The organism is Micromonospora profundi, from assembly GCF_011927785.1.
Lineage (GTDB): Bacteria > Actinomycetota > Actinomycetes > Mycobacteriales > Micromonosporaceae > Micromonospora > Micromonospora profundi.
Genome location: NZ_JAATJK010000001.1, coordinates 5,037,922 through 5,061,694, shown reverse-complemented (window position 1 = coordinate 5,061,694; position 23,773 = coordinate 5,037,922). Strand labels below are relative to the sequence as shown.

Sequence of the window (23,773 nt, the reverse complement as noted above, 5' to 3'; positions counted from 1 at the left end):
GTCAGTTCAGCCGTTCGAGGACCATTGCCATGCCCTGGCCGCCGCCGACGCACATCGTCTCCAGGCCGATGGTCTTGTCGTGCCACTCCAGCGCGTTGAGCAGGGTGCCGGTGATCCGGGCGCCGGTCATGCCGAACGGGTGGCCCACGGCGATCGCGCCGCCCATCACGTTCAGCTTCTCCTCCGGGATGCCGAGCTGCCGGTAGGAGGGGATGACCTGGGCGGCGAACGCCTCGTTGATCTCCACGAGGTCGACGTCGTCGATCGTCATGCCGGCTCGCTTGAGCGCCTGCCGGGACGCCTCGACCGGGCCGAGACCCATGATCTCCGGCGACAGGGCGGTGACGCCTGTCGAGACGATCCGGGCCAGTGGCGTCAGCCCGAGTTCCTCGGCCCGCTGGGCGCTCATCACCACAACTGCTGCCGCGCCGTCGTTCAGTGGGCAGCAGTTGCCGGCGGTGATCCGGCCGTCGGGACGGAACACCGGCTTCAGCCCGGACACCGCGTCCAAGGTGACGCCCGCCCGAGGGCCGTCGTCGGTGCTCACCACGGTGCCGTCCGGAGTGGTGACCGGGGTGATCTCCCGGGCCCAGAAGCCGTCGGCGATGGCCTTCTCGGCGAGGTTCTGGCTGCGTACGCCGAACTCGTCCATGTCGGCGCGGCTCACGTCGTACACCTGGGCCAGGTTTTCGGCGGTCTGCCCCATGGTCAGGTAGATGTCCGGCAGGTCGCCGGACTCGCGCGGGTCGGTCCACACCTCGGCGCCACCCTGCGCGCGGCGCTTCGAGCGCGCGGCGGCCTCGGCGAAACGCGGGTTCTCCCAGCCACCGCCGACCAGCGCCTGAGCCTCCGGCGGCAGACCGTCGGAGCTGCCCCGGGCGTACCGGGAGACCATCTCGACGCCTGCGGAGACGAACACGTCGCCCTCGCCGGCGCGGATAGCGTGCAGGGCCATCCGGGTGGTCTGGAGCGAGGACGCGCAGTAGCGGGTCAGCGTGGCACCGGGAACGGTGTCGAGCCCGAGCAGCGTGGCCACCACACGGGCCATGTTGAAGCCCTGCTCACCACCGGGCAGGCCGCACCCGAGGTAGATGTCGTCGATGGTGGTCGGGTCGAGCTGGGGAACCTTGTCCAGGGCGGCCTGGACGATTGTCGCGGCGAGGTCGTCGGAGCGGACATCGCGCAGGGACCCCTTGTGCGCCCGGCCAATGGGGGAGCGGGCGGTAGCGACGATGACGGCGTCGCGGGACGACTCAATCGGCATGGACCAACGTTAACCCGCCGGTAACATCACGCGGAAGAAGCAGACACGGCGGGAAATGTCACCCTGGGCGGGGCTGATCTAGCGTCGGGAGGCGACCGCCGCCGCAGCCGTGATCGCCGGCAACAGGGCGTGCGCCCACACCCGGTAACCGTCGGCGGACGGGTGGAAGCCGTCGTGGCAGAGCGTGCCCGCGTCCGCCCGGAACACCGGACCGGTCTCGGTGGCCAGGTCGACAACAGTGCCACCGGCCTCCAGCACGGCCGTGGTCTGCGCGCGGGCCATCCGCCGGCCGGCCCAGCCCACCAACTGCCGCAGCGGGGGCGCGATGGCGCGTACGGCACCCAGGTCGGGACAGGTGCCCACCACCACCTCGACCCGCGCCTCCCGCAGCCGGTGCACCGCCGCGCCCAGATACGCCGACGCGTCAGCGGGCCGACGCATGCCTGTGGCGTCGTTGGCGCCGATCAGGATCAGCGCCACGTCGGGACGCTCGCCCAGCAGGGCCCGGGCCACCTGCGTCGCCAGATCGGTCGAACGGGACCCGGAGACACCGACGCTCGACAGGTGCACCCGACGGCCGGTCGGGCCCTCGGCGAGCAGGTTTGCCAACTGCCCGCCGATGGTGTCGTCGAGCCTGTCGACGCCCACGCCCAGCGCCGACGAGTCGCCGAGCAGCACCAGCCGCAGCGGCGTCCCGCCGGCCCGGCCGATCGTGGCGCGCAGCGCCAGCCCCAGCTCCGGCTCGGCGTACCGCCGGTGTCGCGCGACGAACGCCTCACCGGCGAGGACTGCCGCACCGCCCACGGTGCCGGCGAGCAGCGACAGCGCCGCCGCCCGACCCAGTCGGCCAGTGAGGCCGTCGGTCACGTGCCGCTCGCTGCGCTGGTTCATGCCAGTCCCTCCACCGTCGAAGTGTCCGACGTTGCACCGCCCTGCGGCACCGCGTTGACACCGAAGAACGCCCGCCGGCGCAGCTGCGCCCACCGACCGGCCGGCCCCCGGTCGTGGCCGTGGACCTGGGTGCCACTGACCTCGGTGCCGGCGTGCCGGGCCGCCTCCTGCGCAGCCTTTGGCAGCGACCGTACGCCCTCACCCCGCGCCGCAGTGGCCCGTCGTTCCTGCCCGGCGCCGAGCGCGGAGAGCATCGTCGGCAGCAGGGCGGCCGCAGCGACCGCGTACCCCTCAGCGGACGGGTGGAACCGGTCCCAGGCGAACATCCGGTGCGGTTCGGCATTGAACCGTGGACCCAACAGGTCGCCCAGGGACACCGTCCAGCCGCCCGCCTCGACAACGGCGACCGTCTGGGCGGCGGCGAGCTGGCGGCTCCACCGGTGGGCCAGCCAGCGCAGCGGCGGTTGGATCGGCCGGATCGCGCCCAGGTCGGGGCAGGTGCCCACGACCACCTCGCAACCCGCGTCGCGAAGCGTCCGGACCGCCTCGACCAGATAGCGCACTGCCAGCCCGCGCGGCGTGCGGTTGGTGATGTCGTTGCCGCCGATCAGGATGACCGCGATGTCGGGCTCGCACTCCAGGGCAGCCTCCACCTGGTGCCGCAGCGCCGAGGAGATGGCACCGACCACAGCGAAGCGGCGCAGCAGGACCGGCCGGTGCAGGCGGCGGGACAGGCCGGTGGCCAGCAACGCGCCGGGCGTCTCGCGGCGGCGGTGCACCCCGTAACCGGCAGCCGACGAGTCACCGAGCACGACCATCGTGAGCGTCGGGCCGGGGAACTTCGCGCCGTACACCCCGTCGCAGCGTGGCGGTGGGGCCTCGGCCATCGGGATGGTGCGTCGGGCCTGCCGGGCCTGGCCGAGCAGCACCCCGCCGGTCGCCACCACGGCCGCCGCGGTCGCGCCAGTCCCGATGGCTGCCAGGCGGGCGATCCGCAAGGCGTGTCGCCAGCGCGGAACAACGGGTACGACAGAACCAGCCACCCCCATACAGCGACATTATCGCGCCGGACCGGCACGCCGCTGTCGTCGTCACGCCTCGTGGATGCCTGGAACCCGACGCGACGGGGTATCTGTCCGGGTGCAGGCCGGCCACACTTGCGTCGACCCGCCACGCTGATCCGGCGGAGAGGAGCGCAACGATGGGTAAGACACTGAAGCGCAGCGCGGCGTTCGCGGCCCTGGCCCGGGCACTGACGGCGGGGGCGCGCGGCGGGCCGTCGCTGGGGACCAGGCTGGCGGCGCTGCCCCGGATGATCCGGGCCACCACCCGTGGTGAATACGACGGCGGCCTCCGGCTGGCCCTGATGACCGCGGCGACGGCGTACATCGTCTCGCCCTTCGACCTGTTGCCGGAGATCCCGCTGGCGATCTTCGGGCTGGCCGACGACGCGGTAATGGTCACCTGGCTGGCCGGCAGCGTGCTCGCCGAGACCGAGCGTTTCCTGGAGTGGGAGGCCCGACGCAGCTCCGTCATCCCCGGCGGGTTGGTGCCCTGACAGCACGTACCCTGGGCGTCGAGGATCCGTCTGCCGAGCAGCCGTCGCCGGCGCCGCAACGAAGGGCACACCGTGCAGTACTACGACAATGTCGTCGACATGATCGGCAACACCCCGCTGGTACGCCTGCGTAACGTCACCGAGGGCATCCAGGCCACAGTGCTCGCCAAGGTCGAGTACGTCAACCCGGGTGGCTCGGTGAAGGACCGGATCGCCCTGCGGATGGTGGAGGACGCCGAAGCGGCGGGCCTGCTCAAGCCCGGCGGCACCATCGTCGAGCCCACCAGCGGCAACACCGGCGTCGGGCTGGCCCTGGTAGCCCAGCTCAAGGGCTACAAGTGCGTCTTCGTCTGCCCCGACAAGGTCAGCCAGGACAAGCAGGACGTGCTGCGGGCGTACGGGGCCGAGGTGGTGGTCTGCCCGACGGCTGTCGCCCCGGAGGACCCGCGTTCCTACTACAACGTCTCCGACCGGCTGACCCGGGAGATCCCCGGCGCCTGGAAGCCCGACCAGTACAGCAACCCGGCGAACCCGCGCTCGCACTACGAGACCACCGGCCCGGAGCTGTGGAAGCAGACCGAGGGTGGGCTCACCCACTTCGTGACCGGGGTGGGCACCGGCGGCACGATCTCCGGCATCGGCAGGTACCTCAAGGAGGCGTCCGACGGCCGGGTGAAGGTCATCGGGGCCGACCCGGAGGGTTCGGTCTACTCCGGCGGCACCGGCCGGCCGTACCTCGTGGAGGGCGTCGGCGAGGACTTCTGGCCGGAGACGTACGACCGGGGTGTGGCTGACGAGATCGTCGAGGTCTCCGACAAGGCGTCCTTCGAGATGACCCGGCGGCTGGCCCGCGAGGAAGGGCTGCTGGTCGGCGGTTCCTGCGGGATGGCGGTGGTCGCCGCGCTGGAGGTGGCCCGCAAGGCCGGCCCGGACGACGTGGTGGTTGTGCTGCTGCCCGACGGCGGCCGCGGCTACCTCTCGAAGATCTTCAACGACTCGTGGATGGCCCGGTACGGCTTCCTCGACAACTCCGGTGCTGAGCCCACGGTGGCCGACGCGCTGGCCAGCAAGCCGGGCGGGCTGCCCGAGCTGGTGCACGTCCACCCGACCGAGACGGTCCGCGACGCGATCGACTACATGCGCGAGTACGGCGTCTCGCAGTTGCCGGTGCTCAAGGCCGAGCCGCCGGTGGTGACCGGTGAGGTGGCCGGCTCGATCGCCGAGCGTGACCTGCTCGACGCGCTGTTCACCGGCCAGGCCCACCTGCACGACACCATCGAGCGGCACATGGGCGACCCGCTGCCGATGATCGGTGGCGGTCAGCCGGTGAGCGAGGCAGTCGGCTTGCTGGAGAAGTCCGACGCCGCGCTGGTCCTCGTCGACGGCAAGCCCAAGGGCGTCCTCACCCGCCAGGATCTCCTGGCCCACCTGGGCGCCCACTAGGTCGCAAGGAAGGGCACCTTATTAACGCCTCGTGTAGAGCACGGGCCCCCTATTAACAAACGCGCTCCCGGCCGCAGTCCTTCGGCGGCCGGGAGTCGGCAGCAGCACCAAGCATCTGGCGGCGACGCACTGTTAGCAAGGGCCCCCTGTACAACCGGAGGCGTTAATAAGGTGCCCTTCCTTGCACGTCACAGGCGGCGGGCGTAGCGGAGCTGCGGCGTGGGGGCGATGCCGATGTACTCCTCGCGCTGCGCGCCCGTCGGCACCCACCCGCCGCGCTCGTAGAACGCGCGGGCGTGCGCGTTGTCGCGCAGCACCCAGAGCACCGCCCGCTGCCAGCCCCGCGCCCGCATGGCGTCCAAGGCGTCCACCATCAGCGCCCGGCCCACGCCCCGGCCCTGCTCGGCCGGGTCCAGGTGGATGGCGTTGAGCAGCCCCGTCGCCGGGTCGTCCTCGTCGTCCGGGCCCAGGTAGCTGAACCCCACAAGCGCCCCGGCACGCTCCGCGACGGTCAGTCGGTGGGTGTCCCGCTCCCATCTCCGCCGCTCGGTCCAGTACGCGCCCATCGCCTCACCCGTCGGTTCGGCAAGCGCCTCGGCCGGGACGAACGAGGAGTACGCGGCGACCCGGGAGCGCTGGTGCAGGACGCCCACCCCCATCAGGTCATCACCGGTCGCGGGACGGAGCGTGACGGTCACTCCGCCGAGGCTACCCGGCGCGGTGGCACCTGCACGGTGGTCAGATCCTCGGCGATGATCAGATCGCCGTCGAAGTGCGCCCGCGCCTCGTCGTGGAACCGGCGCGGGTCGGAGTAGCGCTGGGAGAAGTGCGTGAGCACCAGCCTGCGTACCCCGGACTCGGTGGCCACCTTCGCGGCCTGCGCCGCGGTCAGGTGGCCGACCTCGGCGGCGAGCGCGGCCTCCGACTCCAGGAATGTCGACTCGATGACCAGCAGGTCGGCGTGCTCGGCGAGGGCGTAGACCCCGTCGCAGAGGCCGGTGTCCATCACAAAAGCGAACCGCTGTCCCGGCCGGGGCACGCTCACCTCGTCGCGGGTGACGCGGCGTCCGTCGACGTCCAGGTGCCCGACGCGGATCAGCTCACCGACGGCCGGACCGGCGATGTCGTACGCGGCCAGCTTCTCCGGCAGCATCCGGTGCCCGTCGGGCTCGACCAGCCGATAGCCGTACGTCTCGATGGAGTGCCGCAGCCGGCGGGCCTCCAGCGTGCCGCAGCGCAGGGCGATCCGCTGACCGTCGGTCTCGATGGGCGTGACGGCCAGCTCGGCGGTCTCGCGGAAGGAGGTGGCGTGTCGTAGCCGGGCGAAGTATTCGGCGCCGCCCGCCGGGAAGTGCACGGCGACCGGCTGCGCCACCCGGTCCAGGGAGAGCCGCTGGATGGTGCCGGGCAGGCCCAGGCAGTGGTCGCCGTGGAAGTGCGTGACGCAGATCCGGGTCAGGTCGGTGGCGGTGACGGTGGTGTGCAGCAGTTGACGCTGACTGCCCTCGCCCGGGTCGAAGAGGATCACCTCGTCGTCCCAGCGCAGCACGTACCCGTTGTGGTTGCGCTGGCGGGTCGGGGTCTGGCTGGCCGTGCCGAGGACCACCAGCTCGCGCATCGACATCGCCGGGGCCCTTTCGGATATGAAGCGACCCCCGGGGTGCTCCGTGCTCGCGCACGGGCCGGCTGGACTATGCCGGCACCCCGGGGGTCGGGTGGCTGTCGTGGATTCGCCGCACCGCTGCCACACGGTCTCGACGATGGTGCTGATGCCCGCCTGTCGGCGAACCGATCACTGTCGAGGACAGCGGCTAGCGGACAGCCACCTCACGAGTCCGATTGCTATACAAGTCTGGACCACCTCCCTTCACGTGTACCTGCACGCTATCTAGCCCCGCCGGGCTCGGCAACGGATTTCGATCACACGGCCAGACGGGAATGCCCGGCCACCTTGTCGGCAGCCGGGCATCGCGCTCGTGCGGGTGGTGGCGGGTCAGCCGGCGGTACGGGCCACGCCGACCGGGCAGCTCAGGCCGTTCGGGCCGTGGTTGCAGTAGCCGCTCGGGTTCTTCGATCCTGGCGAGCGGTGTAGTGCTTTGGTGCGAGCCGCGTCCACCGCCGAGCGGATCGTGGGGCATCTAGTCGCCGAGGAACAGCAGGTATCGGTGGGGTCGGAGCGGAACCTGGCGGGCCAACTTGAGCAGAGCGGCCGCCGTGGCCCGTACCGCCTCGGACCCGGCACTCTCAAGCGACTCAAGCTCCGGGATCAGCAACTGCATCTGGACGACGTTGAACCGCGTGTCACCGTACTCGTCGACATAGCCGAGCATGGGACAAGATCGCTCGCGTGCTGCCTCGACCAGCTCATTGATGTCGTGCCCGGTCACCGCATCGACGGTAGCGCCGTGATAGTCCGTCAGTCTCGCACTGATACCCATGACCAAAGTGTTGTCGAGTCGCTCCTCGGCTCGGTCGGAGGGGCGTCACGCCCCACTGGGCTCGCGGTGTGACGGAGCTGGCGCGGATCCGGGGACCCGCGCCAGCGCTACGGCGGTCAGGCCGTCTTCGCCACGCCCACCGGGCAGGTCATGCCGTTCGGGCCGTGGTTGCAGTAGCCGTTCGGATTCTTCGTCGGTGCGAGGTACTGCTGGTGGTAATCCTCGGCGAAGAAGTAGCTGCCGAGCGGGGCGATCTCGGTGGTGATCTCACCCTTGCCGGCGCGGGTCACGATCGGCTGGAAGGCGTCACGGGACGACTCCGCGATGGCGCGCTGCTCATCGGTGGTGGTGTAGATCGCCGACCGGTACTGGCTGCCCACGTCGTTGCCCTGGCGCATGCCCTGGGTCGGGTCGTGGTTCTCCCAGAAGACCTTCAGCAGATCCTCGTACGTGATCTTGCTGGGGTCGTACACCACCTGGACGACCTCGGCGTGCCCGGTCCGGCCGGAACACGTCTCCTCGTACGTCGGGTTCTTTGTGTAGCCGCCCGCGTAGCCGGCGGAGGTGGTGAACACGCCGGGCAGCGTCCAGAACAGCCGCTCGGCGCCCCAGAAACAGCCCATGCCGAAGACGGCGACCTGGAGGCCCTCGGGGAACGGGCCCTTGAGCGGCGTACCCAGCACCTCGTGCCGGTCGGCGACCGGCATGGCGATCGGGCGGCCCGGCAGGGCCTGCTCGGGCGAAATCATCTCGGCGTTCATACGGCGCAGGAACACGGTGGGACTCCTCTCGTACCTCTCCCAGCGTGTAACACCGGTGGGTCTTCCTTCCTTACCCGCGCCACTGTGACTCAGGCCCCCACCCGGCCGGTCGGCGGGTCGGGCTCCTCAGAGGGCTGCGGCGATCCGGTCGGCGTAGGTCTGGGCCTCGGTGTCGTCCTGGTAGCGGGTGCGCGGCCAGAAGAAGCCTCGCAGCCCGTCGCCCTTGGTCCGGGGCACGACGTGTGTGTGCAGGTGCGGGACGGACTGGGACACCTTGTTGTTCATCGCCACGAACGTCCCACCTGCCCCCAGGCCCGTCTCCACCGCCACCGCCAGCCGCCGTACCAGCGCGAAGTAGCCGGGCAGCAGGTCCGCCGGCAACTCGCCCAGGGTCACGAGGTGGACCCGGGGCACCACGAGCACATGCCCGGCGAAGACGGGACGGGTGTCCAGGAACGCCACCCCGTCCGGCTCGTCGGCGACCCGGAACGCCGCAACCTCGCCCGCCACGATCCCGCAGAACACGCACCCGCTCATGGGTCCAGGCTATGCCGGCGGCACCGCCGGACCCGACAACCCCGTGCAGGCATCGACTGTGCTATTCATTCACTCGGCTCAATTCACACGGGGAAGGACAACACCTTGCACATCAGAAAAGGTACGACCCTGGCGGCGCTGGCCGCGTTGACCGCCGGGCTGCTCACCGCGGCGCTCCCGACTCCCGCCCAGGCGGCACCCGCGCAGACCGCCACCCCGCTGCCGCTGACCACGGTGGCGGACGTGGTGTCGGCCGGCGACCGGGTCTTCGTCAGCGGTGGCCGGTCGTCGACCGACATCGTGGTGGCCAGCGCCACGGGCGCGGTGGTCGGCACCCTGTCCGGCCTGCCCGGCCCCTCCGACCTGCTGCTCAGCGCCGACCGGCAGACCCTCTACGTGGCGCTGCCCACCGCCAACGCCATCGCCGCCTTCGACACCGGCTCGCTCGCCGAGTCGGCACGGTACGACACCGGGGCGGGCGAGTGCCCGTCGTCGCTGGCGCTGACCGGGCGGTACCTGTGGTTCGGCTACGGCTGCGACCAGTGGGGCGGCAACATCGGCCGGATCGACCTGGGCCGCCAACCCGCCCGCGTCACCACGGGGATGGCCACCAGCCAGGACTTCTACGACGCCCCGCTGCTCACCGCGGCCAGCCAGAACCGGGCGGTGCTGCTTGCCGGGCAGCCGTCGTTGAGCCCCGCCTCGGTGTACGCGTACGACATCGGCACCGGAGGCGTCCTGAGCGCGCCCAGGACCAACGAGTGGACGGTGGTCGGCAGCAACCTGCGCGACGTCGCGCTCGACCCGACCGGTACCACGCTCTACACCGCCGCCGGCTCCCCGTACTCGGTGCAGGCGTTCCCGTTCGCCGACATCACCATCCCGTCCGCGACCTATCCGACCGGCCCGTACCCGATTGCGGTCGAGCTCTCCCGCGACGGCACCAAGGTCGCCGCCGGCGCGAACGCCTCCTACGACCCCGACGTGTTCGTCTTCCGGCCCGACGGCACCGAGCTGGTCCGCTTCGAGTTGGGCAACGAGCTGAGCCCCGGCGCGCTGGCCTGGTCACCGAACGGAGCCCGGGTCTACGCGGCCTCCTACGACTGGACCGGCAGAAACCCGGCCACCCTGCACGTCCTGCCCGTACCGGCCGGCTGACCAGCCCCAGCACTGCCGACGCGCGGGGCCGGGCCACCCGGTCCGGCCCCGCGCGAACGGCGCGAACGGCGCGGGCGGACGGGTTCCGTTCCAGCCATCGAGACGAAGAACTAGCCTCACAGGATGAACCACGGCTTCGAGACGCTCGCCATACACGCCGGTCAGGACCCCGAGGCCCGCACCGGCGCGGTGATACCTCCGATCTACCAGACCAGCACCTACGCCCAGGACGCCGTCGGCGCGCCCCGGCTCGGCTACGAGTACAGCCGGTCCGGCAACCCGACCCGCGACGCTCTCCAGGAGTGCCTGGCCGCGCTGGAGGGCGGCCCGGTCGGGCTGGCCTTCGCCAGCGGCCTGGCGGCCGAGGACACCCTGCTGCGGGCCGTCTGCCAGCCGGGTGACCACGTGGTCATCCCCGACGACGCGTACGGCGGGACCTATCGGCTCTTCGCCCGTGTCGCCCAGCGGTGGGGGATCGAGTTCACCCCAGCCAAGGTCTCCGACCCGGCCGCCGTCCGTGCTGCCGTGCGGCAGGGCCGGACGAAGATGGTCTGGGTGGAGACGCCCACCAACCCGCTTCTCGGCATCGCCGACATCGCCGCCATGGCGGGCGTGGCACACGACGCCGACGCTCTGCTCGTCGTCGACAACACGTTCGCCTCGCCGTACCTGCAGCAGCCCATCGCCCACGGCGCGGACGTGGTGGTGCACTCCACCACCAAGTACATCGGCGGCCACTCCGACGTGGTGGGCGGCGCGCTCGTCGTCTCCGACGCCGCGCTCGGCGAGGAACTGCGCTACCACCAGAACGCCATGGGCGCGATCAACGGACCGTTCGACGCCTGGCTCACCCTGCGCGGCATCAAGACCCTCGGGGTACGCATGGACCGGCACTGCGACAACGCGGAGCGGCTCGCCGGGTACCTCGACGGGCACGCCAAGGTGGCCCAGGTGATCTACCCGGGGCTGCCGTCGCACCCAGGTCACGAGGTGGCCGCCAAGCAGATGCGCCGATTCGGCGGCATGATCTCGTTCCGCGCGGCCGGCGGCGAGGACCACGCCGTGGAGATCTGCAACCGGACCAAGTTGTTCGTGCTCGCGGAGTCGCTCGGCGGCGTGGAATCCCTGATCGAGCACCCGGGTCGGATGACACACGCAAGTGCTGCCGGCTCGCCGCTTGAAGTTCCCGGGGATCTCGTGCGACTGTCTGTCGGCATCGAGACGGTCGACGACCTGCTCGCCGATCTGGAGCAGGCGCTGGGCTGACCGCTGGGGAGGATGGCCGTGCAGGACATCATGGCGACCTGGGTCGGGGCGACTGCCAAGCAGATCGCCCGGGGCGTACGCCGAGGTGACGTCTCGGCCACCCAGGTCGTCGCCGACCACCTTGAGTACATCGCCTCGGCCGACCGCGATCTGGCGGCGTTCCGCGCCGTTCGCGGCGGCGAGGCGATCACCGAGGCGGAGAAGGTCGACGAGCAGGAGGACCTGGCGAACCTGCCGCTGGCCGGCGTGCCGGTGGCGGTCAAGGAGAACACGCCGGTCGCCGGCCTGCCCACCTGGAACGGGTCGCCCGCGGCGCGTACGGAGGTCGCGGAGGCCGACCACGAGGTGGTCCGCCGGCTCCGGGGCGCCGGTGCGGTGATCCTGGGTGTGACCCGGATGCCGGAGTTGGGCCTGTGGGCGCTCACCGACGACGACAGCGCTGTGACGCGCAACCCGTGGGACAGCACGCGTACCCCCGGCGGCTCCTCCGGTGGCGCGGCCGCCGCGGTGGCGGCCGGGCTGGTGCCGATCGCGCACGGCAACGACGGCCTCGGGTCGATCCGGATCCCGGCGGCCTGCTGCGGCCTGGTCGGGCTCAAGCCCGGCCGGGGTGTGGTGCCCTGCCAGCTCGGCGCGGACGACTGGTTCGGTCTGACCGAGCACGGCATGCTCACCAGCACTGTCGCTGACGCGGCGGTCGGTTTCTCGGTGCTGGCCGGTAGGCGTCCGGAGAAGCTGGTCCCGCCGCAGCGGCTGCGGGTGGGCGTCTCGCTGCGCTCACCGGTACGCGGCGTCTCACCGGACGCGCCCAACCGGGACGCTGTCGCCGCCGCGGGCCGGCTCCTCGCCGCTGCCGGGCATGACACGGTGCCGGCCGATCCGGTCTATCCCACAGCGCTGGGCCTGCAGGGCATCGCTACCTGGTTCGCCGCCGCCGCCACGGACGTCCGGGCCTCCGGACTGGACCGGCGTGGCCTGCAACGGCGTACCCGGCGGCACGTAGCGCTGGGCGAGTGGGCGCAGCGCCGGGGGTACGTCCGGGAAGCCGACCGGACCGCCTGGCGGCAGCGGTCGATCGACTTCTTCACCGACCACTCGGTCGACCTGCTGCTCACCCCGGCGCTGGCCAGTGCCCCGCCGGAGGCCGGTCGCTGGTCCGAGCGGTCCTGGCGGTCGAACATGTCGGCAAGCATCAGGTACGCCCCGTACGCCGCGCCGTGGAACATCGCTGGCCTCCCGGCGGTAGTGGTGCCGGTGGGCCGCCGCCCGGATGGTCTGCCGGTCGGTGTGCAGATCGTCGGTCCGCCCGGTTCGGAGCTGTTGTTGCTCGGTGTGGCCGGCCAGTTCGAAATGGCCGCCCCCTGGTCACGGCACGCCCCCGGCTACCCCCGGGTCGGCAAGGGGTCGCCAGCCGCCGCGTGATCGTCTACTGTGGACGCCACGTTGCGCGGACTCGGGAGACATCGATGCGTTGTCAGACCTGTGGGGACGCCACGTCTCCCGAGCACAACGACTGCCAGCGTTGCAACACGCCGCTCGGCCAGCCCGCCGTCTGGCCCGCTGTGGCGACCTACCGGGTACGTGGCATCGGCCTGGCCGCCTGCATCGCCGTCGGCGTGGCCGTGGTGCTCTCTCTCGTGACGGCACTCGATCCGATTGTCGGGTTGCTGATGACCCGGCGGGCCCAGAACGCCGACGACGCGGACCTGCTGGTCGACGCTTTGTCAGTGCAGGCGCTGTTGTCGCAGCCCTCGGTGGTCGTGTTCCCCGCCGCCGCCGTACTGGTGATCGTCTGGATGTGGCGGGCGCGGAAGAACATCGACGCGTTCCCGGGTGCGCTGCCGACACTCGGTGCCGGTTGGGCTATCGCCGGCTGGCTGATCCCGTTCGTCAACCTCGTGGTGCCGGCCCGGGTGATGGCCAGCGTCGCGCGGGACAGCCTCTGGCGGCGCCGCACCCCGGCCACGGTGTTCGTCTGGTGGATTACCTGGCTCGTGTTCAGCATCGGCGAGGGGGTCGTCAGCAACCAGAACGCCCAGGCGTACATCAGGCTGCCGCGGAACCCGTCCACCGATGCCGACTACCAGGCGTACATCGACCACTACGGCGATTCTCTGCTCCGTAACGCCGTGCCCGCAGTGGCGTGTGTGGTCGCCGGGGTGACGCTGATCCTGTTGATCCGACGGATCTCCGCCGCTCAGGAGGCACGCATCGCCAGTGGGTCGCCAGCATGGCCGACCGCCCAGGCCTGGCCGGCTGCCCCGGTCCCGGGCGGGCACCCCGCTGCCGGGGCCACGCCGTCGGCTTCCGGATCGGGCGGTGAGGAGCCGGCAGGCCCGGAGAATCAATCCCGGGCGTGACCCACCTCGGATCGCGGACACCGCGCCGGTGGCGCGAGGTTGATGCCGCGGCGTCGGGGACGCCGAGTGGAACTGAGCCTCTCGTCCCGGTGTCGACGAAGAGGGCGCTCGGCCCGGGTGGCACGATCGGGGCATGACGGAACTGGTCGGCCTCGACGACGTACGGGCCGCGCGGGAACTGCTCGCCGACGTCGTCCGGATCACCCCGCTGGAGCCCTCGCGGCCACTGAGCGCGGCGCTTGGCGGGCCGGCCTGGCTCAAGTGCGAGAACGTCCAGCGCGCCGGCTCGTACAAGGTGCGCGGCGCGTACGTGCGGATCTCCCGACTGTCGGCGGCGGAGCGCGAACGCGGCGTCGTCGCGGCGAGCGCCGGCAACCACGCCCAGGGCGTGGCGCTGGCCGCCGGCCTGGTCGGCACGCACGCAACGGTCTTCATGCCTGTCAACGCCCCGCTGCCGAAGGTCGCCGCCACCAAGGGGTACGGCGCGCAGGTCGAACTGGCAGGCAACACCGTCGACGAGTCGCTGGTGGCCGCGCAGACGTACGCCGAGCGGACCGGCGCGGTGCTCATCCACCCGTTCGACCACCCGGACGTGATCGCCGGCCAGGGCACCGTGGCGCTGGAGATCCTCGAACAGTGCCCGGAGGTGCGGACCATCATCACGGGCGTGGGCGGCGGCGGTCTGATCTCGGGCATGGCGGTCGCTGCCAAGGCGCTGCGGCCGGACGTCCGGATCATCGGCGTGCAGGCGGCCGGCGCGGCGGCCTTCCCGCCCTCGCTTGTGGCCGGGGAGCCGGTGCGGCTGCCGGTGTTCGCCACGATCGCGGACGGCATCGCTGTCGGGCGGCCCGGTGAGATCACCTTCAACCATGTCCGCAAGCTTGTCGACGAGATCGTCACGGTGTCCGAGGAGGACATCTCCCGGGCGCTGCTGATGCTGCTGGAGCGGGGCAAGCAGGTCGTCGAGCCGGCCGGGGCGGTCGGCGTGGCCGCGCTCCTGGCCGGTGTGGTGGAGGTGGAGACGCCTGTGGTCGCGGTGCTCTCCGGTGGCAACATCGACCCGCTGCTGATGCTGCGGGTGATCGAGCACGGCCTGGCCGCCGCGGGACGCTACCTGCGCGTGACGGTGCGGTGTTCCGACCGGCCGGGGCAGCTCGCCTCGCTGCTCGGTCAGATCGCCGAGCACCGGGCCAACGTGGTGGATGTGGAACACCAGCGGGCCAACCCGCACCTGGGCCTCGGCGAGGTGGAGGTGGCACTGTCGGTGGAGACCCGTGGGGTGGAGCACTCGGACACGCTGATCAGCGCGTTGCGGGCCAGCGGTTACCAGGTGGTCTTCGCCGCCGAGGCGTGACACCGGCGGGTGCCACGCCTCGGCGGGGGTACGCCCTCAGACGGCCCGGAGGCCGGCGGCGCTCAGCCGGAGAACGGCTCGAAGCTGACCACTGTCACCTTGATGTCGGCGCCGCTGGGTGCCGTGTAGGTGCAGGTCTGTCCGGGACGGCCGCCCAGGATCGCCTTGCCGAGCGCGGACTCGGGGCTGTAGACGGTCAGGTCGGTGGTGGCGGCGATCTCCCGTGAGCCGAGCAGGAACGTCTCGGTGTCGTCGGTGTCGTCGTCGAAGTAGATCGTCACGACCATGCCGGGCGACACCGCGTCCGTGGTCGGCGCCTCGCCGACCTTCGCGGTGCGCAGCAGTTCCTGGAGATAGCGGATGCGACCCTCGGCCTTGCCCTGCTCCTCGCGGGCGGCGTGGTAGCCGCCGTTCTCCCGCAGGTCGCCCTCCTCGCGCCGAGCATTGATCTCGGCGGCGATCGCCGGTCGGTTGGCGATGTGCTCGTCGAGCTCGGCCTGGAGGCGGTCGTACGCGTCCTGGGACAGCCAGGTGGCGGGCGCCTCGTTGCCAGTGGACACAGGCGGTCTCCTCAGATGTGCGTGGCTGGCTGACAGGTGAACTACCAAGTTACCAGTGCGGTACGACACAGCGTGTCGGCGATCATCACCGCTGTCCGGATCGGGCGTCCCGTGGTAAGAGCACCCGCGCACTGCTCGGAGCTGTGGTCCGCGCAGCTCAGGCGGGAGGACGGCAGCGCAGCACCTCGCCGATGAACGGCCGGGCGGTGGTGCTCAGGCGGTGCCGGACGGTGAGGTGCCGTTCGCCAGGGGCGGCGGTCACAGTGATCTCCTCGCGGGCCACCTGGGCGCCGGCGCGGTCCCGGGCGCGCAGCACGCAGACCGCCGATTCGCCCGCCGGCACTGTCACCCGGAAGTCGAGCACCATCTGGGTGTCCGTGATGTCGGTGTAGGTGATCACCTCGGCGCGGTAGTTCGGATCACCGTACTGCTGGTAGAGCCGCACCGAGATCAGGCTCAGCGCCGCCAACAGCGCCAACAGCGCCAGCGCGGCCAGCAGCGTACGACGGCGGCCTCCGCCGGATGCCCGACGGCGGCCGTAGCGCCCGGTCGGGAAGACCGGCGCGCCCGGTGAAATTGTGGCGTGCGTCTCGGTCACCGGCGGGTATCTCCTGGCGTTGTTGTCGGCGGCATCGGCAAGAATGACAGAGTCCATTCTCCCACCCGACCCAACGGCAGCAACGGCAGGTCGGGTCGGGCCCGCAACGCCGACCAGCGGCGGGGTGCGGAGGATCCCGGCAGGTCAGCCGGTTGATACCGGTCGGGTCCACCGGCCGGCACAGACGAGGAGCGCCGACGTTGGCAGAGCAACTGCGTCTCATGGCCGTTCACGCGCACCCGGACGACGAGTCGAGCAAGGGTGCGGCGACCATGGCGAAGTACGTCGCGCAGGGCGTGGACGTGCTTGTGGTGACGTGCACCGGCGGTGAGCGCGGCAGCGTGCTCAACCCCAAGCTTGACAGGCCCGACGTGTGGGCCAACATCGCGGAGATCCGCCGCGCCGAGATGGACGCCGCGCGGGCGATCCTCGGCGTCGAGCAGGCCTGGCTGGGTTTCGTCGACTCCGGTCTGCCCGAGGGCGACCCGCTGCCCCCGCTGCCGGAGGGCTGCTTCGCCCTCCAGGACGTCGAGGTCGCCGCCGGCCCACTGGTGCGGCTGATGCGGGAGTTCCGCCCGCACGTCGTGACGACCTACGACGAGGAGGGTGGCTACCCCCACCCCGACCACATCATGTGCCACAAGGTCAGCGTGGCCGCCTTCGAGGCCGCTGGCGACCCGGAGCGCTACCCGGAGCTGGGCGCCCCGTGGCAGCCGCTGAAGCTCTACTACGACATCGGCTTCTCCAAGGCCAAGATCATGGCCCTGCACGAGGCGATGCTCGCCATCGGCCGCGAATCCCCGTACGAGGAGTGGCTCAAGCGCTGGGACGACCGACCCGACAAGGGCCCCCGGATCACCACCCGGGTGGAGTGCGGCGACTACTTCCACGTCCGCGACGACGCGCTGCGCGCCCACGCCACCCAGGTCGACCCGGACGGCTTCTGGTTCCACGTGCCGATGGAGCTGCAACAGCGTGCCTGGCCGACGGAGGATTTCGAGCTGGCCCGTACCGTCGTGGACAGCCCGTTGCCCGAGTCCGACCTATTCGCAGGGGTGCGGGAGACGGCGCACGCGCGCTGATTCCGGCCGGGTCTACCCTGGTACCCAACCGCACATCGGAGGAACGCCATGCTGACCGCTGCCCAGGTGCTCGCGGAGAACAACTTCGGGGACACCCGCACGGGTGGCCTGGCCGGACCGATGGGCCTCTTCCTCATCCTGCTGCTGGCCACCGCGACCATCCTGCTGATCCGCAACATGAACGCCCGTCTGCGCCGCCTGCCGGACCGGTTCCCGCAGCAGGCGCGGGCGACCGACCCGACCAGGGCGGACGCGACAGTCGTCGATCCGACAGACGGGACAGGAGCGAGTGAATCATCCCCGCACGCTTCCAACGGGCACCAGCAGCACCGGAACGGGTAGTCCGCGCATGATTCACGCCGAACCGGGTGGTCGACCCCTGTTGCGACCACCCGGTTTGGCTTAGCCTTCCGCCGGGGGGACCAAAAGTCTCCGAGCCGTGCGCGGAAGGGGGCGCCGATGACTGACACAGCACCGGTGACCCGTCACAGCGTCGGTCGGCCGGCTGACGGGTATGGTCGATGACCTCCGGCCCCCCTGCCGACCGGCTCGGCGCACGCGGTATGCCGGCCCGGTTGCTCGTGCTGACCGGCGCGGTGACGCTGACCGCCCTGGTCTCCGCCATGGTCGGCTGGACCCTCCCGTTCCGACTGCCGGCTGACGATCCCCTCGGTGGCCCTGCCCGCTTCGGCATCGCCGTGGCGATCCTCGCCGTCGCCCAGCTCGCCCGACTGCGGTTCCGCACGGGCGCGGGCATGGTCAGCATCACCTGGGGCGAGGCGGCGCTTATCGTCTGCCTCTACCTCACGCCGGCAGGCTGGCTGCCGTCGGCGACCCTGCTCGGCGCCGGACTGGCCTGGACGGCGCACTCGCTGTACGGCGACCGCCGTCCATTGCTGGAGATCGTCCGTATCGCCGCGTCGCTCGCCGCCGCGTCGGCACTGGCGGTGTCCGTCACGACGGCCCTGGGGGAGCCGTTGCTCGCCCCGCCGACACCGATGCTGGCGCTGGCCGTGATCGCCGGGTCGGTGACGTACCTGCTGGTGACCGCCTGGCTGGGCGGGGTGACGCTGGGGTTGCGGCACGGGCTGCCGATCGGACCGCCGCTGCTCGCCGCGCTGCGCGCCAAGCTGCTCATGTTCGTCGGCAACGTGGCTGTCGGCCTGGTGGTCGTCACGTTGCTGGAGCTGGACCCACGCTGGTTGCTGCTCCTGCCGCCACTGCTGTGGCTGCTGCACCAGACCTACCGCTACCGGCTGCGCGCCGACCAGGAACGCCGTACGTGGCGGGCCTTCGCCGAGGCCACCGCGGCCCTCAACCAGCTCGACGAGCGCGGCGTGGCCAGCGCCGCGGTGAGCGGCGCGCTGACGCTGTTCAACGCCGAACTGGTCGACGTCGACGTGGCGCGGGCCGACGGCAGGTGGCGGCGCTACCGGGGGGACGCCGGCGGTCAGCTGGTCGACCGGGAGGTGGGCCCACCGGACCAGTCTGAGCCCGATGAGCACGAGTTGGTGCGCCCCCTGTCGGTGGGCGCCGCGCCGGTCGGCCGGTTGCGGGTCCGGTTCCCCCGTTCCGCCCCGCCCACCGCCCGGGAGCGCGACGCCATCGCCGCGTTCGGCGACGCGCTCGCCGCCGCCCTGCACGACGCCGCGACCCACCGTGAGCTGCGACTGGTCACCGCCCGATCGTCGTACGAGGCGGTGCACGACCCGCTCACCGGGCTGGTCAACCGGACGGCGATGCTCAGCAAGGGCGACCAGTCGCTGCGGCAGCTCGCGCACGAGCACCCGGTGGCTCTGCTGCTGCTGGACATCAACCAGTTCAAAGAGGTCAACGACACCCTGGGGCACGCGGCTGGCGACCAGTTGCTGCGGCTCACCGCCAACCGCCTCAGCGCGCTTGCCCGCCCCGGCGACCTGCTCGGCCGGCTCGGCGGCGACGAATTCGCGCTGCTGCTCACCTCGGTGCCCGTGCTCGGCGACCGCACCGCCCCGATGGCGTACGCGCTGCGGCAGGCCCGGGAGATCGCCGAGCGGCTGGCCGCGCCGACCGAGGTGGCCGGGGTGCGGATGTCGATCGAGGTGTCCGTCGGGGTGGTCGTCGCCGACGCGGGCACCGCCGACCTGACCGAGCTGCTGCGCCGGGCCGACATCGCCATGTACCAGGCCAAGGAGGGCGGCGGGAGCGTCGCCGCGTACGACAGCACCCGGGACGCGGCCAGCACCGACCAGTTGGCGCTGCTTGCCGAGTTGCGGGAGGCGCTGGAGGTCGACGACCAGCTGGTGCTGGCGTTGCAGCCGGCCGTCGACCTGGCCACCGGCGCGCCCACCGGGGTGGAGGCGCTGATCCGCTGGCAGCATCCCCGGCGGGGCTGGCTCAACCCGATCGACTTCATCCGCCCGGTGGAGAACAGCGAGCAGTTGGGCACGTTCACCCGGTACGTGCTGAACAAGGCGCTCGGCGTCGCCGCCGGCTGGGCCCGCGAAGGACTCGACGTACCGATCTCGGTGAACCTGTCCGCGCGTAGCCTGCTCGACCCGCGCCTGCCGGCGGAGATCGCCGAGGCGCTGCGCCGCCATCAGGTGCCGCCGCATCGGCTGGTCCTGGAGATCACCGAGACCGTGGTGATGAGCGAGTTGGAGGTCATCGACGAGGTGCTGTCCACGCTCCGGTCGATGGGCGTGCAGCTCGCTGTGGACGACTTCGGCACCGGCTTCTCGTCGTTGACCTTCCTCACCCGGATCGCAGTGGACGAGCTGAAGGTGGACCGCTCGTTCGTGATCCGGATGGCCGACTCGCCGGAGGCGGCGGCGATCGTGCGGACCACCGTGGGGCTCGCCCACGAGCTGGGGCTGCGGGTGGTCGCCGAGGGCGTGGAGACCGCCGAGCAGCGGCTGGCCCTGGCCGAGCTGGGCTGCACGTCCGCGCAGGGCTACCACTTCTTCAAGCCCATGCCGGCGGACAAGATCGGCGCGGTGCTCGGGTCGCTGCGCGACTCGGCCGAGTCGAACGTCTTCCGGCTCCGCGCCGACGGCGCCTCCTGACGGGCCGGCCGCACTGCCTGCCTGACGGGCCGGCCGCGCCTCCTGACGCGCTGACTTACCGGCCGGGTGACTGCGCCCGGCACGGCTCGGCGTAGCTGGTTATGGTCGACAGGTGAACCGACTCGTCAACGCCACCAGCCCGTACCTGCTCCAGCACGCCGACAACCCGGTCGACTGGTGGCCGTGGTGCGACGAGGCGTTCGCCGAGGCGAAGCGGCGCGACGTACCGGTGCTCATCTCGGTGGGGTATGCCGCCTGCCACTGGTGTCACGTGATGGCCCACGAGTCGTTCGAGAACGAGCACGTCGGCGCGCTGATGAACGACGACTTCGTGTCGATCAAGGTGGACCGCGAGGAGCGCCCCGACGTGGACGCGGTCTACATGACCGCCACCCAGGCGATGACAGGTCAGGGCGGCTGGCCGATGACTGTGTTCGCCACTCCCGACGGCACGCCGTTCTTCTGCGGCACCTACTTCCCGCGTGCCAACTTCATCCGGCTGCTCCAGTCGGTCGCCACCGCGTGGCGCGACCAGCGTGCGGAGGTGCTGCGTCAGGGCGCCGCCGTGGTCGAGGCGATCGGCGGCGCACAGGCAGTGGGTGGCCCCACCGCCCCGCTGGACGCCCCGCTGCTCGACGCCGCGGCAGCCAACCTGGCAGGTGAGTACGACGGGACGAACGGCGGTTTCGGGGGCGCCCCGAAGTTTCCGCCGCACATGAACCTGCTCTTCCTGCTGCGCCACCACCAGCGCACCGGCGACCCGCGCAGCCTGGAGATCGTCCGGCACACTGCCGAGGCGATGGCCCGGGGCGGCATCTACGACCAGTTGGCCGGCGGCTTCGCCCGTTACTCGGTGGACGCGCACTGGACGGTGCCGCACTTCGAGAAGATGCTCTACGACAACGCGCTGCTGCTGCGGTTCTACACGCAGCTCTGGCGGCTGACCGGCGACCCGCTGGCCCGCCGGATCGCCCGGGACACCGCCCGGTTCCTCGCCGACGAGCTGCACCGGCCGGGGGAGGGGTTCACGTCCGCGCTGGACGCCGACACGGAGGGCGTCGAGGGGCTCACCTACGCCTGGACGCCCGCCCAGCTCGTCGAGGTGCTCGGCGAGGAGGACGGCCGGTGGGCCGCCGACCTGTTCGCCGTCACCGAGGAGGGGACCTTCGAGCACGGCATGAGCGTGCTGCGGCTCGCCCGGGACGTCGATGACGCCGCACCCGAGATCCGCGCCCGCTGGCAGCAGGTGGTGGGCCGGCTGCTCGCGGCTCGGGACACACGCCCCCAGCCTGCTCGTGACGACAAGGTGGTGGCCGCGTGGAACGGTCTGGCGATCACCGCCATGGCCGAGTTCCAGCAGGTCGCCGCCCTGTACGCGTCGCCGCAGGACGAGGACGCCAACCTGATGGACGGCGTGACAATCGTCGCCGGCGGCGCGATGCGTAACGCCGCCGAGCACCTGGCGAGCGTGCACCTTGTCGACGGCCGGCTGCGCCGGGTCTCCCGCGACGGCAAGGTCGGTGAGCCGGCCGGCGTCCTGGAGGACTACGGCTGCGTGGCCGAGGCGTTCTGCGCGATGCACCAGCTCACCGGCGAGGGTCGTTGGCTCACACTGGCCGGCGGGCTGCTGGACACCGCGCTGGAGCACTTCGCCGCGCCCGGCGGCGCCTACTACGACACGGCCGACGACGCCGAGCAGCTCGTCGCCCGGCCGGCCGACCCGACCGACAACGCCACCCCGTCGGGCCGGTCCGCGCTGGTGGCCGGGCTCGTGGCGTACGCCGCGCTGACCGGCGAGACCCGCTACCGGGAGGCCGCCGAGGCGGCGCTCGCCACTGTGGCACCGATCGTCGGGCGGCACGCCCGGTTCACCGGGTACGCGGCCACTGTCGGTGAGGCGCTGCTGTCCGGGCCGTACGAGATCGCCGTGGTGACCGGCGACCCGGCCGGCGATCCGCTGGTGGCCGCAGCCCACCGGCACGCCCCGCCCGGAGCGGTGGTGGTCGCCGGAGCTCCGGACCAGCCGGGGGTCCCGCTGCTCGCCGACCGTCCGTTCGTCGACGGGCGGTCCGCGGCGTACGTCTGCCGGGGTTTCGTCTGCCAACGGCCGGTGACCTCAGTCGAGGAGTTGGTCGCCCAGCTCGGCTGAACACACCGCGACCGACGTAGCGCCCGGTAGTCGCCCGCGACCCGGGAACGGTGGTGGTCGGCGTCTCGCGGAGCGGCGGGCGCCGGCCCTCCGGACGACCGTGCCGGCCACCCGGATAGGCTGGCCGCGCTATGGATTCCCGTACCGGTCTCCCCGTTGTCGGCATGGTGGGTGGCGGCCAGTTGGCCCGGATGACCCACCAGGCCGCGATCGCCCTCGGCCAGTCACTGCGTGTGCTCGCCGCCAGTCCCGAGGACGGCGCGGCACTGGTCGCCGCCGACGTCCAGTACGGCGAGCACACCGACCTGGCCGCCCTGCGCACCTTCGCCAAGGGCTGCGACGTGGTCACCTTCGACCACGAGCACGTGCCCTCCGAGCACATCCGCGCGCTGGCGGCGGAGGGCGTGTCGGTGTACCCGCCGGCGAACGCGCTGCTGCACGCCCAGGACAAGCAGGTGATGCGGGAACGCCTCACCGAGCTGGGCGCGCCCAATCCCCGGTGGCAGCCGGTCGGTGAGCCCGCCGACCTCGTCGGCTTCGGCGAGCAGGTCGGCTGGCCGGTGGTGCTCAAGGCGGCCCGGGGTGGCTACGACGGCCGAGGTGTCTGGCTTGTCGACGACGCCGCCCAGGCCACCGAGCTGGCGACCACGCTGCTCGCCGGTGGCACCCCGCTGATCGTCGAGGAGCGGGTGCCGCTGCGCCGGGAGCTGGCCGTGCAGGTGGCCCGGTCGCCGTTCGGGCAGGTGGCCGCGTACCCGGTGGTCGAGACGGTCCAGCGCGACGGCATCAACGTTGAGGTGCTGGCCCCGGCGCCCGGCCTGGACGAGGAACTGGCGGTCGCCGCCCAGCAACTCGCCATCGACCTGGCCACCGCGCTCGGCGTGGTCGGCCTGCTCGCCGTCGAACTCTTCGAGGTACGCGACGAGGCCGGTCGACCCGCGATCGTGGTCAACGAGCTGGCGATGCGGCCCCACAACTCGGGGCACTGGACCATCGAGGGCGCCCGGACCTCCCAGTTCGAGCAGCACCTGCGGGCGGTGCTGGACTATCCGATGGGCGACACCGCGCTGACCGCGCCGGTGGTGGTGATGGCGAACGTCCTCGGTGGCGAGCCGGGCGGAATGTCGATCGACGAGCGGCTGCACCACCTCTTCGCCGCCGAGCCGGGCGCGAAGGTGCATCTCTACGGCAAGCAGGTGCGGCCCGGCCGCAAGATCGGGCACGTGACGGTGCTCGGTGACGACCTGGACGACGTACGGGCGCGGGCTGTGCGGGCCGCCCGTTGGTTGCGTGAGGGGCACGAATGAGCG

The 23,773-nt window shown here is 71.7% G+C and carries 22 protein-coding genes and 1 pseudogene; 12 read left to right on the top strand and 11 right to left on the bottom strand.

All coding sequences use genetic code 11. The features are described from left to right. Nucleotide 1 precedes the first annotated feature (1 nt). The 3 genes from F4558_RS22220 to F4558_RS22210 all read right to left on the bottom strand — a co-directional run bounded on the left by F4558_RS22220 (nucleotide 2) and on the right by F4558_RS22210 (nucleotide 3,204). Nucleotides 2-1,264 carry an acetyl-CoA C-acetyltransferase gene (locus F4558_RS22220; RefSeq protein WP_167945897.1) on the bottom strand — a complete coding sequence of 421 codons (1,263 nt, stop codon included), beginning with the start codon at nucleotides 1,262-1,264 and terminating at the stop codon, nucleotides 2-4. 78 nt (nucleotides 1,265-1,342) lie between these two features. Then, nucleotides 1,343-2,155 (bottom strand): SGNH/GDSL hydrolase family protein, encoded by an 813-nt coding sequence (locus F4558_RS22215; RefSeq protein WP_053655309.1) that lies wholly within the window; start codon nucleotides 2,153-2,155, stop codon nucleotides 1,343-1,345. Continuing rightward, nucleotides 2,152-3,204, bottom strand: a complete 1,053-nt coding sequence (locus F4558_RS22210; RefSeq protein WP_053655307.1) for an SGNH/GDSL hydrolase family protein — start codon at nucleotides 3,202-3,204, stop codon at nucleotides 2,152-2,154. The genes F4558_RS22215 and F4558_RS22210 overlap by 4 nt, the downstream gene beginning before the upstream one ends. A 152-nt stretch (nucleotides 3,205-3,356) precedes the next feature. Between F4558_RS22210 and F4558_RS22205 the strand changes: the two genes are divergently transcribed. Both F4558_RS22205 and F4558_RS22200 read left to right on the top strand, forming a co-directional pair. Continuing rightward, on the top strand, nucleotides 3,357-3,713 hold the full coding sequence (locus tag F4558_RS22205) for a YkvA family protein (protein ID WP_053655305.1): 357 nt from the start codon (nucleotides 3,357-3,359) through the stop codon (nucleotides 3,711-3,713). A gap of 72 nt (nucleotides 3,714-3,785) precedes the next feature. After that, a complete protein-coding gene (locus F4558_RS22200; protein ID WP_053655303.1) occupies nucleotides 3,786-5,156 on the top strand; it encodes a cystathionine beta-synthase in 1,371 nt (456 codons plus the stop codon). A gap of 188 nt (nucleotides 5,157-5,344) precedes the next feature. On the opposite strand, the gene F4558_RS22195 is transcribed toward F4558_RS22200, so the two are convergent. The 6 genes and pseudogenes from F4558_RS22195 to F4558_RS22170 form a co-directional block, all read right to left on the bottom strand. Next, the gene (locus F4558_RS22195; protein WP_167945895.1) at nucleotides 5,345-5,854 is read right to left on the bottom strand and encodes a GNAT family N-acetyltransferase; all 510 of its coding nucleotides are present in this window, start codon (nucleotides 5,852-5,854) and stop codon (nucleotides 5,345-5,347) included. Further along, complete coding sequence (locus F4558_RS22190) at nucleotides 5,851-6,780, bottom strand: ribonuclease Z (protein ID WP_167945893.1); 930 nt, start codon at nucleotides 6,778-6,780, stop codon at nucleotides 5,851-5,853. Before F4558_RS22190 ends, F4558_RS22195 begins: the two co-directional genes overlap by 4 nt. Before the next feature lie 369 nt (nucleotides 6,781-7,149). Next, nucleotides 7,150-7,230: pseudogene (locus F4558_RS22185) on the bottom strand (peptide-methionine (S)-S-oxide reductase MsrA); the annotation flags it as partial. A gap of 64 nt (nucleotides 7,231-7,294) precedes the next feature. After that, nucleotides 7,295-7,543 carry a hypothetical protein gene (locus F4558_RS22180; protein ID WP_167945891.1) on the bottom strand — a complete coding sequence of 83 codons (249 nt, stop codon included), beginning with the start codon at nucleotides 7,541-7,543 and terminating at the stop codon, nucleotides 7,295-7,297. Nucleotides 7,544-7,710: 167 nt separating this feature from the next. Further along, nucleotides 7,711-8,370 carry a peptide-methionine (S)-S-oxide reductase MsrA gene (gene msrA / locus F4558_RS22175; RefSeq protein ID WP_167945889.1) on the bottom strand — a complete coding sequence of 220 codons (660 nt, stop codon included), beginning with the start codon at nucleotides 8,368-8,370 and terminating at the stop codon, nucleotides 7,711-7,713. 111 nt (nucleotides 8,371-8,481) lie between these two features. Further along, a complete protein-coding gene (locus tag F4558_RS22170) occupies nucleotides 8,482-8,892 on the bottom strand; it encodes an HIT family protein (RefSeq protein WP_053655296.1) in 411 nt (136 codons plus the stop codon). Nucleotides 8,893-8,997: 105 nt separating this feature from the next. Here F4558_RS22170 and F4558_RS22165 point away from each other — a divergent pair, with 105 nt between their 5' ends. The 5 genes from F4558_RS22165 (at nucleotide 8,998) to ilvA (ending at nucleotide 15,030) form a co-directional block, all read left to right on the top strand. Continuing rightward, entirely contained in the window at nucleotides 8,998-10,050 is a 1,053-nt protein-coding gene (locus F4558_RS22165; protein WP_167945887.1) for a YncE family protein, read from the top strand. 123 nt (nucleotides 10,051-10,173) lie between these two features. Then, on the top strand, nucleotides 10,174-11,316 hold the full coding sequence (locus tag F4558_RS22160; protein ID WP_167945885.1) for a cystathionine gamma-synthase: 1,143 nt from the start codon (nucleotides 10,174-10,176) through the stop codon (nucleotides 11,314-11,316). A 12-nt stretch (nucleotides 11,317-11,328) separates the two neighbouring features. After that, nucleotides 11,329-12,738 carry an amidase gene (locus F4558_RS22155; RefSeq protein WP_053655291.1) on the top strand — a complete coding sequence of 470 codons (1,410 nt, stop codon included), beginning with the start codon at nucleotides 11,329-11,331 and terminating at the stop codon, nucleotides 12,736-12,738. 44 nt (nucleotides 12,739-12,782) lie between these two features. Then, nucleotides 12,783-13,676, top strand: coding sequence for a DUF4328 domain-containing protein (locus F4558_RS22150; RefSeq protein ID WP_167945883.1), 894 nt, complete (start codon nucleotides 12,783-12,785; stop codon nucleotides 13,674-13,676). Nucleotides 13,677-13,809: 133 nt separating this feature from the next. Further along, nucleotides 13,810-15,030, top strand: coding sequence for a threonine ammonia-lyase (gene ilvA, locus F4558_RS22145; protein ID WP_053655287.1), 1,221 nt, complete (start codon nucleotides 13,810-13,812; stop codon nucleotides 15,028-15,030). Nucleotides 15,031-15,092: 62 nt separating this feature from the next. Here the strand turns inward: ilvA and greA are convergent, their stop codons facing one another. Next, the gene (greA, locus tag F4558_RS22140; protein ID WP_053655285.1) at nucleotides 15,093-15,590 is read right to left on the bottom strand and encodes a transcription elongation factor GreA; all 498 of its coding nucleotides are present in this window, start codon (nucleotides 15,588-15,590) and stop codon (nucleotides 15,093-15,095) included. 157 nt (nucleotides 15,591-15,747) lie between these two features. Continuing rightward, nucleotides 15,748-16,188, bottom strand: coding sequence for a DUF4307 domain-containing protein (locus tag F4558_RS22135; RefSeq protein WP_053655283.1), 441 nt, complete (start codon nucleotides 16,186-16,188; stop codon nucleotides 15,748-15,750). Nucleotides 16,189-16,388: 200 nt separating this feature from the next. On the opposite strand from F4558_RS22135, the gene mca reads away from it, so the two are divergent. From mca to F4558_RS22110, 5 genes are all read left to right on the top strand, one after another. Then, nucleotides 16,389-17,270 (top strand): mycothiol conjugate amidase Mca, encoded by an 882-nt coding sequence (mca, locus tag F4558_RS22130; protein ID WP_053655281.1) that lies wholly within the window; start codon nucleotides 16,389-16,391, stop codon nucleotides 17,268-17,270. Between the two features lie 48 nt (nucleotides 17,271-17,318). Next, the gene (locus F4558_RS22125) at nucleotides 17,319-17,612 is read left to right on the top strand and encodes a hypothetical protein (RefSeq protein WP_167945881.1); all 294 of its coding nucleotides are present in this window, start codon (nucleotides 17,319-17,321) and stop codon (nucleotides 17,610-17,612) included. A 179-nt stretch (nucleotides 17,613-17,791) separates the two neighbouring features. Continuing rightward, entirely contained in the window at nucleotides 17,792-20,314 is a 2,523-nt protein-coding gene (locus F4558_RS22120; protein WP_053655277.1) for a putative bifunctional diguanylate cyclase/phosphodiesterase, read from the top strand. Nucleotides 20,315-20,426: 112 nt separating this feature from the next. Beyond that, complete coding sequence (locus F4558_RS22115) at nucleotides 20,427-22,463, top strand: thioredoxin domain-containing protein (RefSeq protein ID WP_167945879.1); 2,037 nt, start codon at nucleotides 20,427-20,429, stop codon at nucleotides 22,461-22,463. Between the two features lie 131 nt (nucleotides 22,464-22,594). Next, a complete protein-coding gene (locus F4558_RS22110) occupies nucleotides 22,595-23,770 on the top strand; it encodes a 5-(carboxyamino)imidazole ribonucleotide synthase (RefSeq protein WP_167945877.1) in 1,176 nt (391 codons plus the stop codon). The last annotated feature ends 3 nt before the right edge of the window (nucleotides 23,771-23,773 follow it).

Coding starts and splice junctions, on each gene's coding strand:
- ilvA (WP_053655287.1), top strand. CDS start 13,810: ATGACGGAACTGGTCGGCCTCGACGACGTACGGGCCGCGCGGGAACTG.
- F4558_RS22210 (WP_053655307.1), bottom strand. CDS start 3,204: ATGGGGGTGGCTGGTTCTGTCGTACCCGTTGTTCCGCGCTGGCGACAC.
- F4558_RS22170 (WP_053655296.1), bottom strand. CDS start 8,892: ATGAGCGGGTGCGTGTTCTGCGGGATCGTGGCGGGCGAGGTTGCGGCG.
- F4558_RS22150 (WP_167945883.1), top strand. CDS start 12,783: ATGCGTTGTCAGACCTGTGGGGACGCCACGTCTCCCGAGCACAACGAC.
- F4558_RS22120 (WP_053655277.1), top strand. CDS start 17,792: ATGACCTCCGGCCCCCCTGCCGACCGGCTCGGCGCACGCGGTATGCCG.
- F4558_RS22155 (WP_053655291.1), top strand. CDS start 11,329: ATGGCCGTGCAGGACATCATGGCGACCTGGGTCGGGGCGACTGCCAAG.
- F4558_RS22220 (WP_167945897.1), bottom strand. CDS start 1,264: ATGCCGATTGAGTCGTCCCGCGACGCCGTCATCGTCGCTACCGCCCGC.
- F4558_RS22205 (WP_053655305.1), top strand. CDS start 3,357: ATGGGTAAGACACTGAAGCGCAGCGCGGCGTTCGCGGCCCTGGCCCGG.
- F4558_RS22190 (WP_167945893.1), bottom strand. CDS start 6,780: ATGTCGATGCGCGAGCTGGTGGTCCTCGGCACGGCCAGCCAGACCCCG.
- F4558_RS22215 (WP_053655309.1), bottom strand. CDS start 2,155: ATGAACCAGCGCAGCGAGCGGCACGTGACCGACGGCCTCACTGGCCGA.
- F4558_RS22110 (WP_167945877.1), top strand. CDS start 22,595: ATGGATTCCCGTACCGGTCTCCCCGTTGTCGGCATGGTGGGTGGCGGC.
- F4558_RS22125 (WP_167945881.1), top strand. CDS start 17,319: ATGCTGACCGCTGCCCAGGTGCTCGCGGAGAACAACTTCGGGGACACC.
- F4558_RS22160 (WP_167945885.1), top strand. CDS start 10,174: ATGAACCACGGCTTCGAGACGCTCGCCATACACGCCGGTCAGGACCCC.